This window comes from Clavibacter michiganensis, from assembly GCF_016907085.1.
Classification (GTDB): Bacteria; Actinomycetota; Actinomycetes; order Actinomycetales; family Microbacteriaceae; genus Clavibacter; species Clavibacter michiganensis_O.
Window position 1 is genome coordinate 2,046,042 of record NZ_JAFBBJ010000001.1, and the last position, 16,661, is coordinate 2,062,702.

The 16,661-nt window shown below is 74.5% G+C and carries 17 protein-coding genes; 8 read left to right on the forward strand and 9 right to left on the reverse strand.

Going from position 1 to position 16,661, the window contains the following annotated elements; genetic code table 11:
* Positions 1-5: 5 nt before the first annotated feature.
* From JOE38_RS09485 to JOE38_RS09500, 4 genes are all read right to left on the reverse strand, one after another.
* A complete protein-coding gene (locus JOE38_RS09485) occupies positions 6-989 on the reverse strand; it encodes a 1,4-dihydroxy-2-naphthoate polyprenyltransferase (protein WP_204575991.1) in 984 nt (327 codons plus the stop codon).
* A 105-nt stretch (positions 990-1,094) separates the two neighbouring features.
* Positions 1,095-1,838: a histidine phosphatase family protein gene (locus tag JOE38_RS09490; protein WP_445222980.1), complete on the reverse strand. Its 744-nt coding sequence runs from the start codon at positions 1,836-1,838 to the stop codon at positions 1,095-1,097.
* 107 nt (positions 1,839-1,945) lie between these two features.
* Entirely contained in the window at positions 1,946-2,854 is a 909-nt protein-coding gene (locus JOE38_RS09495; RefSeq protein ID WP_204577169.1) for a serine hydrolase, read from the reverse strand.
* Positions 2,855-2,865: 11 nt separating this feature from the next.
* Positions 2,866-4,848, reverse strand: a complete 1,983-nt coding sequence (locus JOE38_RS09500) for a M13 family metallopeptidase (protein ID WP_204575993.1) — start codon at positions 4,846-4,848, stop codon at positions 2,866-2,868.
* A 115-nt stretch (positions 4,849-4,963) separates the two neighbouring features.
* Here JOE38_RS09500 and JOE38_RS09505 point away from each other — a divergent pair, with 115 nt between their 5' ends.
* The 4 genes from JOE38_RS09505 to JOE38_RS09520 all read left to right on the forward strand — a co-directional run bounded on the left by JOE38_RS09505 (position 4,964) and on the right by JOE38_RS09520 (position 8,506).
* Positions 4,964-5,161 (forward strand): helix-turn-helix transcriptional regulator, encoded by a 198-nt coding sequence (locus tag JOE38_RS09505; protein ID WP_204575994.1) that lies wholly within the window; start codon positions 4,964-4,966, stop codon positions 5,159-5,161.
* Complete coding sequence (locus JOE38_RS09510; protein WP_204575995.1) at positions 5,145-5,546, forward strand: hypothetical protein; 402 nt, start codon at positions 5,145-5,147, stop codon at positions 5,544-5,546. The genes JOE38_RS09505 and JOE38_RS09510 overlap by 17 nt, the downstream gene beginning before the upstream one ends.
* Before the next feature lie 118 nt (positions 5,547-5,664).
* Positions 5,665-6,948: a uracil-xanthine permease family protein gene (locus JOE38_RS09515; RefSeq protein WP_204575997.1), complete on the forward strand. Its 1,284-nt coding sequence runs from the start codon at positions 5,665-5,667 to the stop codon at positions 6,946-6,948.
* 184 nt (positions 6,949-7,132) lie between these two features.
* Positions 7,133-8,506: a glycosyltransferase 87 family protein gene (locus JOE38_RS09520; RefSeq protein WP_204576000.1), complete on the forward strand. Its 1,374-nt coding sequence runs from the start codon at positions 7,133-7,135 to the stop codon at positions 8,504-8,506.
* Here the strand turns inward: JOE38_RS09520 and biuH are convergent.
* Positions 8,485-9,216, reverse strand: a complete 732-nt coding sequence (gene biuH / locus JOE38_RS09525; protein WP_204576002.1) for a biuret amidohydrolase — start codon at positions 9,214-9,216, stop codon at positions 8,485-8,487. The two genes, JOE38_RS09520 and biuH, sit on opposite strands and share 22 nt — an antisense overlap.
* Complete coding sequence (locus JOE38_RS09530) at positions 9,213-10,589, reverse strand: cytosine permease (protein WP_204576004.1); 1,377 nt, start codon at positions 10,587-10,589, stop codon at positions 9,213-9,215. The genes biuH and JOE38_RS09530 overlap by 4 nt, the downstream gene beginning before the upstream one ends.
* A 147-nt stretch (positions 10,590-10,736) precedes the next feature.
* Here JOE38_RS09530 and JOE38_RS09535 point away from each other — a divergent pair, with 147 nt between their 5' ends.
* Positions 10,737-11,423: a GntR family transcriptional regulator gene (locus tag JOE38_RS09535; protein ID WP_204576006.1), complete on the forward strand. Its 687-nt coding sequence runs from the start codon at positions 10,737-10,739 to the stop codon at positions 11,421-11,423.
* A gap of 20 nt (positions 11,424-11,443) precedes the next feature.
* On the opposite strand, the gene JOE38_RS09540 is transcribed toward JOE38_RS09535, so the two are convergent.
* Both JOE38_RS09540 and JOE38_RS09545 read right to left on the reverse strand, forming a co-directional pair.
* A complete protein-coding gene (locus JOE38_RS09540; RefSeq protein WP_204576008.1) occupies positions 11,444-12,142 on the reverse strand; it encodes an HAD family hydrolase in 699 nt (232 codons plus the stop codon).
* Positions 12,143-12,191: 49 nt separating this feature from the next.
* Positions 12,192-12,704 (reverse strand): MarR family winged helix-turn-helix transcriptional regulator, encoded by a 513-nt coding sequence (locus tag JOE38_RS09545; RefSeq protein WP_086521745.1) that lies wholly within the window; start codon positions 12,702-12,704, stop codon positions 12,192-12,194.
* A gap of 139 nt (positions 12,705-12,843) precedes the next feature.
* On the opposite strand from JOE38_RS09545, the gene mmuM reads away from it, so the two are divergent.
* On the forward strand, positions 12,844-13,749 hold the full coding sequence (gene mmuM, locus JOE38_RS09550; protein ID WP_204576010.1) for a homocysteine S-methyltransferase: 906 nt from the start codon (positions 12,844-12,846) through the stop codon (positions 13,747-13,749).
* Between the two features lie 87 nt (positions 13,750-13,836).
* On the opposite strand, the gene JOE38_RS09555 is transcribed toward mmuM, so the two are convergent.
* Positions 13,837-14,700 (reverse strand): SDR family oxidoreductase, encoded by an 864-nt coding sequence (locus JOE38_RS09555; protein WP_204576012.1) that lies wholly within the window; start codon positions 14,698-14,700, stop codon positions 13,837-13,839.
* A gap of 114 nt (positions 14,701-14,814) precedes the next feature.
* Here JOE38_RS09555 and JOE38_RS09560 point away from each other — a divergent pair, with 114 nt between their 5' ends.
* Entirely contained in the window at positions 14,815-15,195 is a 381-nt protein-coding gene (locus JOE38_RS09560) for a winged helix-turn-helix transcriptional regulator (protein WP_204577170.1), read from the forward strand.
* A gap of 77 nt (positions 15,196-15,272) precedes the next feature.
* Positions 15,273-16,565, forward strand: coding sequence for an MFS transporter (locus JOE38_RS09565; RefSeq protein ID WP_204576014.1), 1,293 nt, complete (start codon positions 15,273-15,275; stop codon positions 16,563-16,565).
* The last annotated feature ends 96 nt before the right edge of the window (positions 16,566-16,661 follow it).

Here is a 16,661-nt window from a genome sequence, read left to right on the forward strand (position 1 = left end):
CGCGCTCAGAACGCGAACGCCGCCCCGAGCCCCAGGCCGAAGGTGAGCGCCGCCATGCTCGTGAGCTGCAGCGAGAGGATCAGCTCCTTGGGGGTGCGGCCGGTGCACGCGATGATCGCGGCGGGCAGCGCCAGCACGAGCGTGAACAGCACGAGCAGCGCCTTCGGGTAGAAGAGGAAGAAGAAGACCACGATGCCGTAGGCGATCGCGATCTCGATGCAGTAGACGATGCGCGAGCCGCGCGGGCCGAGCCGCACCGCGAGGGTGCGCTTGCCGACCTTGCCGTCCTGCTCGATGTCGCGGATGTTGTTGACCATGAGCACCGCGCACGCGAAGCCGCCCGCCGCGACGCCGCCCAGCCAGCCCTCGCCCGTGATCATGCCGATGAGGATGAACTGCGTGCCGGCCGTCGCGACCAGCCCGAAGAACACGAAGACGACGACGTCGCCGAGGCCCGCGTAGCCGTAGGGCCGCTTGCCTCCCGTGTAGAAGTACGCCGCGACGATCGCGACGGCGCCGACCGCGAGCAGCCACCAGTGGCCGGTGATGAGCACGATCGCGAGACCCGCGACCGCGGCGAGGCCGAAGAACGCGAGCGCCACGGTGAGCACGGTGCGGGGCTTGGCGGCGCCGGATCCGGTGAGGCGGGCGGGGCCGACGCGCACGTCGTCGGTGCCGCGCACGCCGTCGGAGTAGTCGTTGGCGTAGTTCACGCCGATCTGCAGCAGCACCGCGACCGCGAGGCAGAGGAGCGCGAGGCCGAGGGAGACGCCCTCGTCGGGGCCGAGCGCGCGAGCCGCTCCCGCGCCGATCGCGACGGGGGCGACGGCGAGCGGGAGGGTGCGGATGCGGGCGCCGGAGATCCAATCACCTGCGGTGGCCTTGCGCGCCTTCGCGGGGTTGCCGGAGCGGGCCTTGGCGGGCGATCCCGGTCGGGTGCGGGCTGCGGACGAGGGGGCCTGCCGGGTGCGCTTCTTCTTCTGTGCCACGAGGGGCGATCCTACGCGGGGAGCCGGTGCACGACCGCGCCGGGCGATCGGAACCGCGCCGGGGCGCCGGGCCGCGCGACGACGGCGGTCCCGGCGACCGCGGCGCTAGCGGCTGCCGCCCACGGGCGACGGCGCCCAGCCGTCCGCCGGGCAGTTCCAGCGCATGATCGCGTGGCGGCCGTGCTCGAAGCCGAGCTCGCTGAGCGTGGAGGTGGAGAGCGTGAGGATCCCGCCGGCCTCCGCGGGCAGGCCGACCCACGCGACGGCGAGCGCGCGGATCACGTGCGCGTGCGCGACGAGGAGCACGTCCTGGCCGGACTCGAGCACGGGCAGCACGCGCTCGAGCACCTGGAGCACGCGGTCGCGGACCTGCTGGGACGTCTCGCCCGGAGTGTCGCCCGCGGGCACGCCGTCGGTCCAGAGGTCCCAGTGGCCGCGCTCGGACTGGATGTCGGCGGTGGTGCGGCCCTCGTACGCGCCGTAGTCGAACTCGACCAGCCGGTCGTCGACCTCGGCCTGGTCGCCGTAGCCGATGAGCTCCGCGGTGCGCTGGGCGCGCGAGCGGGGGCTGGCGAGCACGAGGCCGAACTCGGTGCCCGCGAGCACGCCGCCGACCGCGCGCGCCTGCTCCTCGCCGGTCTCCGTGAGGGGGATGTCGGTCGTGCCGGTGTGGCGCCCGTTGACGCTCCACTCGGTCTGCCCGTGGCGCACCATGACGATGCGGCCGCGGATCTTCTCCTGCCACTCCGGGGTGCCGGGGATCTCCGCCCGGGCGATCGCGGCGTCCACCTCCGCGTACATCGGCGCCACGTCGTCGCGGGCGAGGCGCTTGGCGGTGGCGGGGTTCATGCCGGTCATCGTGGGGGTCTCCTCCGTCGCCCGGGAGGGGTGGCGGGCGACATACGACTCTACGCCCGGGCGGATCCACGACCGCAGGGCGGCGGGATCCGCCCGGCTCAGTGCACGTGCTCCAGCAGGTCGAGCCCGACCACGCCCAGGGCGTCGCGGACGGCGAGGCGGGCACGGAGGTCCGCGTCGTCGAAGTGGACCATGACGGCGTACGCGACCGCGCCGCGCGGCCCGCGGAGCACGCCCGCCTCGGCCCGCACGCCCGCGTCGACGCCCGTGCAGTCGACGAGCGCCATGCCGTGCTCGCCGCCGCGGCCCACCGGCGCATCCAGGCCGAAGGACGCCGCGACCATCGACCGGTCGGTGTTGAGCGCGAGCCAGCCGACCACGCGCGTGCTCGTCTCCTCGTCGACCACCTCGCCGTGCACGAGCGAGGCGAAGAGCGACGCGAGCTCGCGAGCGGATCCGACGGAGAGCTGCGGGGCGTCGTCCGGCCCGCGGGTGCCGCGCGCCACGTCGAGCAGCGCCGTGCGGCGGAGGCCGAGCGACTCGGCGCGCGTGCGCACCGCGTCGAGGCCGACGAGGCCGAGGAGCGCGTTGGTCGCGGCCGCGTCGCCCGTCGCGCCGACGAGCGACGCGAGATCCGTGACGGGCAGCGATGGCACGACGAGGTGGCGCCACAGGCCCGCGGTGCCGCCCTCGTCGTCGGGCCGGCGGTCCACGAGGTGCAGCGGCGAGAGGTCGCCGCCCGTCATGCGCGCCGAGAGCTCGACCAGGAGGAGCACGCGGCCGAGGCCGGCGGCGGGGAGGGCGACATGGTCGTCGACCGTCAGCACCACGTCGCCCGAGTCGAGGTCGGTGGCGCGGGCCGCGACGCGCATCCCGTCGAGGGCGAGGCCGCCGAGCGCGCGGAACGCGGAGCGGAAGCCGTCGGTCGGCTCCTGCCTCGCATGGCGCGCGGCACCGCCCCCGGTGTGCCGGGGGCGACGCTGCGGATCCTCGCCGACGGCGGCCATCGCGCGGCGCGTCACCAGATGGTGACGCGGGCCTCCTCGTCGAGCCACAGGCCGTCGCCCGGCTGCACGTCGAACGTGTCGTAGAACGCGTCGATGTTGCGGACGATCTGGTTGCAGCGGAACTCGTTCGGCGCGTGCGGGTCGATGGCGAGCAGCCGCATCACCTCGGCGTCGCGGCCCTTCTGCTGCCAGGCCTGCGCCCAGGAGAGGAAGAAGCGCTCGGCGCCCGTGAGGCCGTCGATCACCGGCGGCTCGGCGCCCTCCAGCGAGAGCAGGTACGCCTTCCACGCGATGGAGAGGCCGCCCAGGTCGCCGATGTTCTCGCCGATCGTGAGCGCCCCGTTCACGTGCGGGGCGTCCTCGCCCGTGAGCTGCGCGGGCACGAGCGCGTCGTACTGCTGGATGAGCGACGCCGTCCGCTCCTCGAACGCCGCGCGGTCGGCCGGGGTCCACCAGTCGGTGAGGCGGCCGTCGCCGTCGTAGCGCGAGCCCTGGTCGTCGAAGCCGTGGCCGATCTCGTGGCCGATGACCGCGCCGATCGCGCCGTAGTTCGCCGCCGGGTCCCGGGTCTCGTCGAAGAACGGGAACTGGAGGATCGCCGCCGGGAACACGATCTCGTTGAAGCCCGGGTTGTAGTACGCGTTGATGGTCTGCGGCGTCATGAACCACTCGTCGCGGTCGAGCGGGGCGCCGATCTTCGCGAGCTCGCGTCGCGTCTCGAACCGGGAGGTCGCGCGGACGTTGCCCACGAGGTCGGTCGGGTCGATCTCGAGCGCGGAGTAGTCGCGCCACGTGTCGGGGAAGCCGATCTTCGGGGTGAACTTCTCGAGCTTCTCCAGCGCCCGGCCGCGCGTCTCCGCGGTCATCCACTCGAGGCCGGAGATGGACCGCCGGTACGCCTCGACGAGGTGGCCGACGAGCACGTCCATCTCGGCCTTCGCGGTGGTGGAGAAGTGGCGCTCGACGTAGATGCGGCCGATGGCCTCGCCCATGGATCCCTCCACCAGCGAGACGCCGCGCTTCCACCGCACGCGCTGCTCGGGCGCGCCCGTGAGCGTGCGGCCGTAGAAGTCGAACGACGCCTCGGAGAACGCCTTCGGCAGCAGGGCCGCGTTCGCGCGGACGACCTGCCAGGTGAGCCAGTCGCGGAGCGCCGGGATCTCGGCCTCGGTCAGCAGCGCGCCCAGGCCCTCCGCGAAGCTCGGCTCGCGGAGCACGACCTCGTCGAGCGCGGCGGCCGGTGCCTCCAGGGCGTCCCGCCAGACGTCGAGGTCGGCGCCGGCGGCCTTCGCCACCAGCTCGCGCAGCTCCGCCCACGTGACGAGGTTGTAGGTGGCCTGGCTGTCGCGCGTGCGGACGTTGTCCCAGTGGGCGGCGGCGATGCGGGTCTCGAGGTCGAGGATCCGGTCGGCGCGGCCCGCGGGGTCGTCCAGCTCCGCGAGGCCGAGCATCCGCTCGACGAAGGCGCGGTAGGCGTCGCGGATCGCGGCGTGGCCCTCCTCGCGGTAGTAGCTCTCGTCGGGCAGGCCGATGCCGCCCTGCTCGACCTGCACGACGTAGCGCTCGGGGTCGCCCGGGTCGTTGTCGACGAAGAGGCCGAGGAGGCCCGGGACGTTCGTCTGCTCGAGCGCGCCGAGGGTGCGCAGGAAGGACGGCACGTCGGTGACGGCGGCGGCCGCGTCGAGGTGGTCGCGGATCGGCTCGACGCCGAGGCGCTCGACGCGCTCCTCGTCCATGAAGCTCGTGAAGAGGTCGCCGGTCTTGCGCTCCTCCGTGCCGGGCTCGGCGTCGACGGCCTCCTCGATGATCACGCGCACGGCGTCCTCGGCCGCCTCGGCGAGCTGGTGGAACGAGCCCCAGCGGGCCTTGTCGTCGGGGATCTCGGTGCGGTCGAGCCAGCGCCCGTTCACGTGGAGGTAGAGGTCGTCCTGCGGGCGCACCTCCTGGTCCAGCTCGTCGGTGCGGATCCCGGTCGGAGGTGTCTCGGCGCTCATGGGCACGAGCCTAGGCGCGTCGGCCGGGGCGCCGCCGGGAGACCGTCGGCGGGCCCGTCTGCCGCGGTGACAAGCGCGCTTGACACTCTTCGGGTGTCAAGCTAGCTTGTCACCCATGCGCAGTGAGGTGAGGGGGCTCCGGACGGCGGCCGGGCTCTCCCAGCAGTCCCTCGCCGACGCGCTCGGCGTCTCCCGCCAGACGATCAACGCCATCGAGACGGGCCGCTACGACCCGTCGCTCGCCCTCGCCGTGAAGACGGCCCGCTTCTTCCACCGATCCGTCGAGGAGGTCTTCCATGTCGAAGACGACTGAACGCCGCGGGATCTCCCGCATCAACACCGCGATCGTCGCGGTGTTCGCCGTCGCCGCCCTGGTGGCGCTCGTCGCCGGACACGGGGACGGCGCGATCCTCCTGGGCGTGGTCGCCGTCGTCCAGCTGCTCTCGGCGATCTCCTCCGCGCAGCCGGAGGCGAGCGACGAGATGCGCATCGGCGGGCTCGAGCACCGCGACGAGCGGGATCGCCAGCTGGCGCAGCGGGGATTCGCCGCGGTCGGCATCGCCGCCCTCCTGCTGTCCTCGGGCGCCTTCCTCGTGACGACGCTGATGGGCCGGATCGACTGGGTGATCGGCGGCGGCACGCTCCTGCTGTACCTGGTATGGGCGATCGCGACCCGGATCGCGGTGCGCCGGGGCTGACCACCACACGCCGCCGGATCCGTCGCCGGATCCGTCGCGGAAACGCCACCGCAACACGGCGTCGCTACGCTCGCCGATCGGGGCGTCTCCCCACACACCCGCGCGAGAGCAGGCGATCATGGCCCGACAGATCTGGACCCTCCACGGCGACGGCAAGGCGGTCGACGCCTCCGCGGTCGTCGGCCCCGGCGAGCGCCTCACCTGGCCCCGCACCATCGGGCTGGGGATGCAGCACGTCGTCGCCATGTTCGGCGCGACCTTCCTCGTGCCCGTGCTCACGGGCTTCCCGCCCACCACGACGCTGTTCTTCTCCGGGCTCGGCACGATCCTCTTCCTCCTGATCACGAAGAACCGGCTGCCCAGCTACCTCGGCTCGTCGTTCGCGTTCATCGCCCCGATCACCGCGGCCAACGCGGCGACGGCCACGGGCGGCGGCGGCATCGGCGCGGCGCTCGCGGGCATCGTGGCGGTCGGCGTGATGCTCGCGATCGTCGGCGGCATCGTGCAGCTCACCGGCACGGGCTGGATCGACGCGCTGCTGCCGCCCGTCGTCGCCGGCGCGATCGTGGCGCTCATCGGCTTCAACCTGGCCTCGGCCGCGCGCGACAACTTCGTGAAGGCGCCGGTGACGGCGACCATCACGCTCACCGCGGTGATCCTCTCGACCGTGCTGTTCCGCGGGATCCTCGGCCGGCTCTCCATCGTGCTCGGCGTGGTCGTCGGGTACGTGTTGGCGGCGATCCGAGGCGAGATCGTGTTCGACGCGGTCGCGTCCGCCGCGTGGATCGGCCTGCCCGAGTTCCACGCGCCCGAGATCACGCCGCAGTTCTGGGCGCTGCTGCCCGCGTTCCTGCCCGTGGTGCTCGTGCTCGTCGCGGAGAACGTCGGCCACATCCGCGGCGTCGCGCAGATGACCGACGGCAGCGTCAACAAGCTCACCGGCCGGGCGCTCCTCGCCGACGGCCTGGCGACCGTGCTCGCGGGCCTCGGCGGCGGATCCGGCACCACGACCTACGGCGAGAACATCGGCGTGATGGCCGCCACCCGCGTCTACTCGACCGCCGCCTACTGGGTGGCCGGCGCGTTCGCCGTGCTGCTCGGGCTCTCGCCCAAGGTCGGCGCCGTCATCAACACGATCCCGGCGGGCGTGCTCGGCGGCGTGACGACCGCGCTCTACGGCCTCATCGGGATCATCGGCGTGAAGATCTGGCTCGACAACCGGGTGGACTTCGCGAAGCCCGTCAACCAGCTCACGGCCGCCACCGCGCTCATCGTCGCGATCGCGCCCTTCACCTTCACGCTCGGCACGGTCTCGTTCAACGGGATCGCGCTCGGCACCATCGCGGCGATCGTCGTCTACCACGTGATGCACACGGTGGCGCGACTGCGCGGCACCGCCTGATCGCGCGGCGGCCCCCGCTCACGGCGAGCCGCCGCCCCCGTGTCCTAGCATCGCGGGTGCACCGCCCGCCGGACGGGCGTCCGCGAGCCGGGCTCCGGCCGCCGCGGGCCGCGTCCCCGTCCGTCCCGACCGCAGGAGAACCACCCGACATGCACCCGCCTGCGCGCCGAGAGGGCGCCGCCCGGTGACCGCGGACGCGTCCCTCGCCGCGCACGCCGTCCGCCCGCCGGCCCGGGGCATCATGTCGCGTCCGTGGCTGGCGTTCGCGCTCTGCCATCTCTGGCTCATCACGCTCAACCTGATCGGCCCCACCTCGGCGCTCACCGACGTGACGGACGTCTACCGCGTCTGGATGCAGGAGGGGATGGCGGGCGGCGGCCGGGTGGGCGTCGACCTGCCGTGGGTGTACCCGATCCTCGCGGCCGTGCCCATGCTCATCTCGCTCGTCGGCGGCACCGCGTTCTACGGCACGGTGTGGCTCGCGCTGGTGACGTCGCTCGACGCCGCCGCGTTCGCCCTGCTGCTCCGCATCCGCCGCGGACGGGGCCTCGCTCCCGCCGCCTGGTGGCTCGGCTTCCTCGTCGCGCTCGGGCCCATCTCGCTCGGGCGGATCGACGCGGTCACCGTGCCGCTCGCCCTCGCCGGCCTGCTCGTGCTCGCGACCCGGCCCGCCCTGGCCTCCGCGCTCCTCACCGTCGGAGCCTGGGTCAAGGTGTGGCCGGCAGCGCTGCTGCTCACCGGCGTCATCGCCCGCCGCGGGCTCGCGCGCGGCAAGGTCGTCGTCGCCGCGCTCGGCACCACGGCCGTCGTCGTCGCCGGATCCCTCGCCCTCGGCAGCGGCGCGAACGTGCTGGGCTTCGTGGGCGAGCAGACCGGCCGCGGGCTGCAGGTCGAGTCGACCGCCGCGCTGTACCACCTGTGGCTCATCGTCGCGGGCGACGACCGGTACCGCGTCTACCACGACGCGGCCCTCATCACGTTCCAGGTCTCGGGCCCCGGGGTGGACGCGGTCGCGGCCGCGCTCACGCCGATCATGCTGGGCGTCGTGCTCGTCGTGACGCTGCTCGGGATCCGCGCCCACCACCGCGGCGCCTCCCCCGCCGCGCTGATCGGGCCGTTGTCGCTCGCGCTGGTGGCGGCGCTCATCGTGACGAACAAGGTCGGCTCGCCGCAGTACGTGTCGTGGTTCGCCGTGCCGATCATCGTGATGCTCGTGCACGACCGCCACGCCCCCGGCACGGCCCTCGCGGCGCGCCTGGGGCTGGTCGTGGCCGCGCTCACGCAGCTCGTCTTCCCGTACGCGTACACGCTGCTCGTCTACGTGGTCCCGGTGATGGTCGGGGTGATCACGCTGCGCGACCTCGCGGAGATCGCGCTCCTGGCGGTGGCCGTCGTGCGGCTGGTCCGGCTGGGCGCCGTGGAGGTGGACGGGATCCCCGGGGCCGGGATCGCCCGCGCCCGGCGGACCGCGCCGCGTCCGGTGCGCCCCGCGCTGGGCGCGCGCGTGCTCGACCCGCACGCGGCGGCGCCCGCCGGTCAGGAGAGCGGCACCGCCTGAGCGAGGGCGTCGAGCACGGCGTCGGACGTCGCGACGGCGCCGAACACGCCGCCCTGCATCGTGACCATCCGGAGCGCCGCCACGTGGTTCGCCGGATCCGTGGCGCCCGTGCAGTCCGACAGCACCAGGCACTCGTAGCCGCGGTCGTTCGCCTCGCGCATGGTCGTGGAGACGCACACGTCGGTCGTGATGCCCGTGAGGATCAGGCGGTCGATGCCGCGCGCCCGCAGCACCAGGTCGAGGTCGGTCGCGTAGAAGGCGCCCTTGCCCGGCTTGTCGATCACGGGCTCGCCGTCGAGCGGGGCCACCTCGGGGACGATCTCCCAGCCGGGCTCGCCGCGCACGAGGATCCGCCCGCACGGGCCGACGCTGCCGATCTCGGCGCCCGCGCGCTCCGACCGCCAGCGCTTGTTCGCGGGCAGGTCGGAGAGGTCGGGGCGGTGGCCCTCGCGGGTGTGGATCACGGTCATGCCGAGCTCGCGCACGCGCTCGAGCAGCCGGGCCGTGGGCGCGAGGCCCGCGCGGGTGAGCGCGAGGTCGTAGCCCATGCGGTCGACGTAGCCGCCGACGCCGCAGAAGTCGACCTGCCAGTCGATGCAGACCACCGCGGTGCGGGCGACGTCGACGGCGCCGTCGTAGGGCCAGGCGTAGGGATCCGCCGCGACGGCCGTAGTGCCGGCGACGGTCGCGGGCACGGTGACCGCGCTCACGAGCGGGCCTCCCCCGCCTCGACGGCCGCGCCGAGCGGGGCGCGCACGCGTCCCGCGGCGTCCGCGACGACGAGCACGACCGCGCCGACGACCATGCCGACGACGGCCGTCGAGAGGAAGTCGGCGTACGCGTGCGCGATCAGCGCGACGACGGCGCCGACCGCCCAGCCGACGAAGGCGGGGGCGCGCCAGGCGCCGTGCGCGACGACGGATCCGGCCGCCGCCCGCCGCGGCGCGAGCAGCAGCTGGTCGACGATGAGCACGGCGCCGATCGGCGGCACGATCACGCCCAGCAGGTTGAGCCAGGTCTCGAAGTACGACCAGATGCCGGCGACCGCGAGGACGACGCCCACCGCGCCGAGCACGAGCGTCGTGCGGCGCATGCGCATCCCGGTGAGCTGGCTCCAGCCGACGGCGCCGTTGTAGAGGCAGTGGGCGCACACGGATCCGAGGTTCACCACCACGAACAGCACGGCGAGCGGCACGAGCGCGCCGCCCTGCGCGACGAGGATCCCGAGGAAGTCGCCGCCCGCCGTGCCCGGCTCCGCGGCGCCGCCCAGCGCGACGACGAGGCCGCCGACCACGAGCGCCACGGCGTTGCCGAACGGGAACGCGGCGAGGGTCGCGAGCACGGCCTGCCGGCCCGAGCGGGCCCAGCGGGTGAAGTCGGCGGTCATGGTGCCCGAGTCCGCGAACAGCGCGACGACGAGGGTCACGGCCGCGCCGAAGCTGAGCGCGCCCGCTCCCGCCGCGGGTGCCGTCTGCAGCTCCGCGCCGCCCGGCCGCGTCGCGACGATGACGACGGCGACAGCGCCGAGCACGAGATAGAGAGGAGCGGCGACCACGCCGATCCAGGAGAGCGCGCGGATCCCGAGCAGCGTGACCGCGACGAAGAGGAGGCCGGCCACGAGCGTGGTGCCCGTCTGGTCCCAGCCGAGGCTGCCGTGGAGGGTGGATCCGGTGAGCCCGGTCTGGAAGGCGAACCAGCCGATGACCACGGTGGCGAGGAAGGCCGCCGGCACGACGTACCCCTTCGCCCCGAACGTGCGCATGGCCATGAGCGCGAAGCTCTCGCCGCTGCGCCCGGCCAGGTAGCTCAGCGCCCCGACGTAGACCATGAGGACGAGCGTCCCGACCGCGATGGCGCCCATGCCCGGCCAGAAGCCGAGCGAGTGGACGACCAGGCCGCCGAACACCGCGCAGGTGAGGATCATCGGGAAGCCGAGCCACACGGCGGCGACCGAGGAGGTGCGGCGGCGGGCGTGCGGCGGGACGGGCTCCGACTCGTACTCCGAGAAGGCGGGGCGGTCGGCGGGATCCGGATCGGCGGGGGTGGCGGGGCGCGCGACCGGCGGGGCGGCGGGATGCGACATGGGATCTCCTGGGATCGGGTGATGCCGGCGGGGGATCCGGCTGCGTCCTATAGGAACATCGGTGTCGCTCACGTGCGTTTCTGCGGTGTTTCCGGGATGTGAAACGCACCTGGGTGACCGCCGGATCGCGGATCCTATAATCGGGGCATGCCCTCCCCCGCGCTCGTCCCCGCCCGTCTCGGCGCCGCGGAGCGCGTGCGGGTGCTGCTCGAGGAGGAGATCCTCGGCGGCGTCATCGCCCCCGGATCCCGCGTGAAGGCCGACGAGGTCGCCCAGCGGATGGGCACGAGCCACATCCCGGTGCGCGAGGCGCTGCGAGCGCTCGAGGCCGACGGCTGGGTGGTGCACCGCGCGCACGAGGGCATGTCGGTGCGGCCGCGCGTGCTGTCCGAGCTGGTGGACCTCTTCGAGGCGCGCGCGCTGGTGGAGCCGCGGGCCGTCGAGCTCGCCGCGGGGCGCCGCACGGCCGACGACCTCCGCGAGCTCGAGCGCGTGATCCACCTGCAGGAGCGCACCCAGGACCCGGCCGACCTCGCGCGCCTCAACTACGACTTCCACGTGGCCCTCGCCGCGGCCGCGCACAACGCCACGCTCGCGCAGGTGGTCGAGTCGATGTCGAAGCGCGTGCGCTTCCACTACCTGCCCGCCGCGAGCGCGCGCCGGCCCGACTCCCTCGCCGACCACCGCGAGCTGCTGGCGCTGGTCGAACGACGCGAGGGCGAGCGGGCGGCGGATCTCGCGCGCCGGCACATCGAGGCCACGCGCGTCGACGCGTGCGCGGCGCTCGAGGCGCTCACGCGCGAGGAGGCCGCGGCGGTCGAGGCCGCGGGCTAGCGGTCGCCGCCGGCTCGGGCTCAGAGCCCGAGCAGCCGCTCCAGCGCCGGGTCCTCGAGGGAGTCGAGCACCAGATCCGCCCCCGCGTCGCGCAGCTCGTCGGCCGAGTAGTGGCCGCTCGCGACGCCGACCGCGGTCGCGCCCGCGTCGTGCGCGGAGGTGATGTCGTTCGGGGTGTCGCCGACGACGAGCACCTCGGCGCGGGCGGGCGCGGCACCGCGGAGGGTGCCGGCGGTCGCGATCGCGCGGCGGACGACGTCGACGCGGTCGGGCGAGTCGGATCCGTACGCGCCGAACACGAAGAACCGGCCGAGCCGGGCGGGCTCCATCTTGGTGCGGGCCGCGCCCTCCATCGCGCCGGAGACGACGCCGAGCACGACGCCCGCGTCGGCGAGCCGGGCGAGCAGCGCCTCGGCGCCGTCGAGCACGCGGTAGCCCTCGGAGACGCGGATGTCGTCGGCGAGGTGGCGGAGGTAGGAGGCGTAGAGGTGCGCGAGCTCGGCGGGCTCCGGGTCCCGGCCCATCACGCCGCGGAAGGTCGCCGTGCCGACCTGGGGATCCGTCTCCCCCGCCGACGAGTGCTCGCCGATGTCGGCCGCGACGTCGTGCAGGTCGCGGAACGCCATCGCCCAGCTGCGGGCGCCGGAGCCGCCCGTGTGGATGAGGGTCTCGTCGATGTCGAAGAGGACGGCGGGCGGAATGTTCGTGGAGTCGACCATCCCTCCATCGTGCTCCGGCGCGCGCGACGCGCCCGACGGCGGGACCGGATCAGGAGGAGCGGCGCGCGCGCATCCGCTCGGTCGTCCGCGCGATGACGCGCAGGCTGTCGATGAGCGTCGCGATCTGCTCGCGGCTGAGGTCGGCGAGCACCTCGTCCTCGTCGGCCACGAGGCGGCGCATCGCCCGGTCGACGCGCTCGATGCCGAACGGCGTGAGCACCACGAGCCGGCTGCGACCGCCCGCCGGATCCTCCTCGCGCGTGATGAAGGAGCGCGCGGTCAGCCGGTTCACCCGGTGCACCAGGCTGCCGGTGTCGGTGCCGAGGCGCTCGGCGAGGCCGGCGCGCGTGAGCCCGGCGTCGCCCTGCTGGCGGAGCACGGAGAGGAACTCGAACTCGCTCGTCGTGAGGCCCTCGGCGGCGAACGCGCCCTCGCGGATCCGCTGCATCTGCGGCAGCAGGCGCCGCAGCCGGGACACCACGTCCAGCGGCGCGAAGTCGACGTCGGGCATGGCGGCGCCCCACGCGTCGATCACCAGGTCGACGTCGTCGTCATCCTTCATCGGGACTCCCACCGTCGCGTCCACGGTACCCGGGACGCGGGCGGCTCGCGGGCGCCTGGGCACGCGGCGGAGACGGACGGACATGTCGCCGGGCGTCGCGGACCGCGGATCCGCCACCGGGCTCCGGCAGGATGTGCGCATGACCCGCCCGCTGCCGCTCCCCGACCGCCCGCTGGTGCTCGACGGCGGGCTCGGCACGCTGCTGGAGGCGCACGGGCACGACCTGTCGGATCCGCTGTGGAGCGCCCGCGTGCTCGCCGACGAGCCGGACGCGGTGCGGGCGGCGCACGCCGAGTTCTTCCGCGCGGGGGCCGATGTCGCGATCACGGCCTCGTACCAGGTGGGCTTCGCGGCGTTCGCGGCGCGCGGGCTGAGCACCGCCGACACCGAGGAGCTCCTGCGCGCGAGCGTACGGCTCGCGGCCGAGGCCCGGGACGAGGTCGCGCGCGAGGACGCCGCAGGGGCGGACCGTGACCGGTGGATCGCCGCGTCCGTCGGTCCGTACGGCGCGACGCTCGGCGACGGCTCCGAGTACGCGGGCTCCAGCGGCCTCACGCGCGCCGGGCTCCGCCGCTGGCATGCCCCGCGCTTCGCCGTGCTCGCCGACGCGGGCGCCGACCTCCTCGCCTGCGAGACGATCCCGAGCCTCGACGAGGGCCGCGCGCTCGTGGACCTCGCGCGCGGCTCGGGCGCGTCCGCGTGGCTCGCCTTCACGATCGCGGGTGGGCGCCTGCGCTCGGGCGAGCCGATGGCCGAGGGGTTCCGGCTCGCGGAGGAGGCCGACGAGGTCGTGGCCGTCGGGATCAACTGCGCGCATCCGGAGGAGGTGCCGGCCGCGATCGCCGCGGCCCGGAGCGTGACCGACCGGCCGGTCGTCGTCTACCCGAACTCCGGCGAGCGCTGGGACGCCGTCGCGCGGGGCTGGCGCGGCGACCCGGCCCTGCCGGCCGTCGACGCGTGGATCCGGGCGGGAGCGAGCCTCGTGGGCGGCTGCTGCCGGGTCGGCCCGGACGAGATCGCGCGGATGAAGGACGCGCTGGGCTGACGGCGCGCAGACGACGATGGCCCGCCCCCGCGAGGGGACGGGCCGTCGTGGCGTGCGGATCCGCCTCGGGCGCGGATCCGGGCGGGATCAGGCCCCCGCGACCGCCTGACGGAGGCCGTCGGCGAGCGAGGTGGTGGGACGGCCGAGGAGGCGCGCGAGGTCGCCCGTCTCGTCGTCGAGCTGGCCCGCGCGCGTGGCGGCGTCGAGGCCGACGACGAAGCCGACGGTGCCCTCGTCGAGGCCGGCGCCGCCGAGGATCCGCGCGTGCTCCTCCGCGGAGACCTGCGAGACGGGGACGGGCTGGCCGAGGATGCCGGAGATCGCCTCGGCGAGGTCGTCCTGGGTCCAGCGCTCGTCGCCCGCGAGCTCGAGGGTCTGGCCGGCGAGCGAATCGTCGAGGGCGGCGACCGCGGTGGCCTCGGCGAAGTCGGCGATGGTGGCGCTCGCGACGCGGCCGTCGCCCGCGCTCGTGAGGAGCGCGCCGGACTGCTTGACGGAGTCGACGGTGCCCGCGTAGTTCTCGGTGTACCAGCCGTTGCGGAGCAGCGTGACGGGGACGCCCGAGGCGGCGAGCACCTCCTCGGTGGCCTTGTGCTCGCCCGCGATGAAGAGCTCGGTGGTGGAGGCGCGGAGGACGCTCGTGTAGAGGATCCGGCCCACGCCCGCGGCCTTCGCGGCCTCGATGACGGTGGTGTGCTGCGGCACGCGCTGGCCGACCTCGCTGCCCGAGACGAGCACGAGGGTGTCGCCGGGCTTAATTGCGGCCTTCACGCTCTCGGCGTCGGTGTACTCGAGGCGCGCGGTGCGGACGCCCTGCGCGGCGAGGTCGGCGAGGGCCTCGGGGCGGCGCGCGGTGGCGAGCACGTCGGATGCGGCGGCGCCGCGGGCGAGGAGGGACGCGACGATGCGCGATCCGAGGCGGCCGGTGGCGGCGGTGACGACGATGGTCATGGGATGCCTTTCGAGTCGATGGTGTGCGGTGCTGCCGGGGACAACGGCCCCGCCGCCGAGTACCTTCCCACAGTGGGGTACCCACTTTCTGGTAAGTTGTGTGATGTGACGCAGATGAGCTTCCGGGTGACCCGCGACCGACCCGGCGTGACCGAGGGCCGCTACCCCGCGAACTGCCCGTCGCGCATCCTGCTCGACCACATCACGAGCAAGTGGGGCGTGCTCGTGCTGCTCGCGCTCGGCGAGCGGTCGCGCCGCTGGGGCGAGCTGCGGCGCGAGGTGGAGGGCATCAGCGAGAAGATGCTCGCCTCCACGCTGCGCACGCTCGCCGACGACGGGCTCGTCCTCCGCGAGGCCCAGCCCACCATCCCGCCGCGGGTCGACTACCGGCTCACCGAGCTCGGCCACGAGGTGAGCGCCCGGCTCGTGCCGCTCATGGACCTCGTCATGGACATCACCGAGGACACGTCCCCGCTCGTGTCCCGCCGACCCTAGGCTGGTTCCGGCAGCCGGGGGATCCGGCGCCGACCCGCACCGCGCCACGGCGCCACCCGGCCAGAGAGAGACCGACGATGCCCTCCCCGTCCGCGCCGACGCTGTCGCGCACGCCCGCCCCGACCCGCGACGTCCGCCGCGCGCGCGTCGCCGTCGGCATCCTCTTCTTCACCAACGGCGCGATCTTCGCGAACCTGCTGCCGCGCTACCCGTCGATCAAGGCGGAGCTCGGGCTGACCAACGTCGAGTTCGGCGCAGCCGTCGCCGCGTCGCCGCTCGGCGCGCTCATCGCCGGGCTCGCGGCGGGCGTGCTCATCCGCCGGTACCGGTCGGCGCGCGTGGCGGTCGCGGCGACCGTGGTGGCCTCCGTCGGGATCCTCCTGGCCGGCCTCGCGCCCGGCTGGCTCGTGCTCGCGGGCGCCCTGTTCCTCGCGGGCGCCATGGACTCCATCACCGACGTCGCGCAGAACTCGCACGCGCTGCGGGTGCAGCGGCTGTACGGGCGGTCGATCATCAACTCGTTCCACGCGGTGTGGTCCATCGGCGCGGTGGCGGGCGGGCTCATGGGCGCGGCGGCCGCGCAGATCCGGATGCCGCTGATCGTGCACCTCTCCATCTCGGCCGTGCTGTTCAGCGCGTTCGCGGTCGTCTCGCTGCTGTGGCTGCTGAAGGGACCCGAGCCGGAGCCCGGCGAAGGCGGCGCCGCGCACGCGCACGCGCCGGATCCCGAAGGCGACGTCGCGCGCGCCGCCTCCCCGCGCGCGCTCGGCCTCGTGGCGAAGTACGGCGTGCTGCTCGCACTCGTGATCATCGCGTCCGGCGGCGCCATCGTCGAGGACGCCGGCAGCACCTGGTCGGCCATCTACCTCTCGCGCGACCTCGGTTCGTCGGCCTTCGTCGCGGGCCTCGGCTTCATCTCGCTGCAGGGCATGCAGTTCATCGGCCGGATGCTCGGCGACCGCATGGTCGACCGCTTCGGCCAGCGCGCCGTCGCCCGCCTCGGTGGCGTCCTCGTGCTCGTCGGCATGGGCGCCGCGCTCGCGTTCCCGAGCGTCGTCGGCACGATCATCGGCTTCGGCATCGCGGGCTTCGGCGTCGCGACCCTCATCCCGGCCGCCATGCAGGCCGCGGACGAGCTCCCCGGCTTCAAGCCCGGCACCGGCCTCACCATCGTCGGCTGGCTGCTGCGGCTCGGCTTCCTCATCTCGCCGCCCGTCGTCGGCGCCATCGCGGACGCCTCGTCGCTCCGCTTCGGCCTGATCTTCATCCCGGCGGCCGGCCTCCTCGTGCTCGTGTTCTCGCGCGTGCTGGCGACGCGGCGGGCGCACCCGGCGGCGCAGGCGGCGCCGGGCCCCGTCCCCTCCTCCTAGGGCCGGTGCGGGCGGATCCGCTCACGGGCTCCTGCGAGTGCGGGCGCGCCGCGCGACGGCCGCGGGAGAGTGGGTCCACGCCCGCCACCCGAGAGG

Excerpts from the sequence above, each read along its gene's own strand:
- JOE38_RS09490 (WP_445222980.1), bottom strand. The coding sequence starts at position 1,838 with ATGAACCCCGCCACCGCCAAGCGCCTCGCCCGCGACGACGTGGCGCCG.
- JOE38_RS09495 (WP_204577169.1), bottom strand. The coding sequence starts at position 2,854 with ATGGCCGCCGTCGGCGAGGATCCGCAGCGTCGCCCCCGGCACACCGGG.
- JOE38_RS09500 (WP_204575993.1), bottom strand. The coding sequence starts at position 4,848 with ATGAGCGCCGAGACACCTCCGACCGGGATCCGCACCGACGAGCTGGAC.
- JOE38_RS09505 (WP_204575994.1), top strand. The coding sequence starts at position 4,964 with ATGCGCAGTGAGGTGAGGGGGCTCCGGACGGCGGCCGGGCTCTCCCAG.
- JOE38_RS09510 (WP_204575995.1), top strand. The coding sequence starts at position 5,145 with ATGTCGAAGACGACTGAACGCCGCGGGATCTCCCGCATCAACACCGCG.
- JOE38_RS09515 (WP_204575997.1), top strand. The coding sequence starts at position 5,665 with ATGGCCCGACAGATCTGGACCCTCCACGGCGACGGCAAGGCGGTCGAC.
- JOE38_RS09530 (WP_204576004.1), bottom strand. The coding sequence starts at position 10,589 with ATGTCGCATCCCGCCGCCCCGCCGGTCGCGCGCCCCGCCACCCCCGCC.
- JOE38_RS09535 (WP_204576006.1), top strand. The coding sequence starts at position 10,737 with ATGCCCTCCCCCGCGCTCGTCCCCGCCCGTCTCGGCGCCGCGGAGCGC.
- JOE38_RS09540 (WP_204576008.1), bottom strand. The coding sequence starts at position 12,142 with ATGGTCGACTCCACGAACATTCCGCCCGCCGTCCTCTTCGACATCGAC.
- JOE38_RS09545 (WP_086521745.1), bottom strand. The coding sequence starts at position 12,704 with ATGAAGGATGACGACGACGTCGACCTGGTGATCGACGCGTGGGGCGCC.
- mmuM (WP_204576010.1), top strand. The coding sequence starts at position 12,844 with ATGACCCGCCCGCTGCCGCTCCCCGACCGCCCGCTGGTGCTCGACGGC.
- JOE38_RS09555 (WP_204576012.1), bottom strand. The coding sequence starts at position 14,700 with ATGACCATCGTCGTCACCGCCGCCACCGGCCGCCTCGGATCGCGCATC.
- JOE38_RS09560 (WP_204577170.1), top strand. The coding sequence starts at position 14,815 with ATGAGCTTCCGGGTGACCCGCGACCGACCCGGCGTGACCGAGGGCCGC.
- JOE38_RS09565 (WP_204576014.1), top strand. The coding sequence starts at position 15,273 with ATGCCCTCCCCGTCCGCGCCGACGCTGTCGCGCACGCCCGCCCCGACC.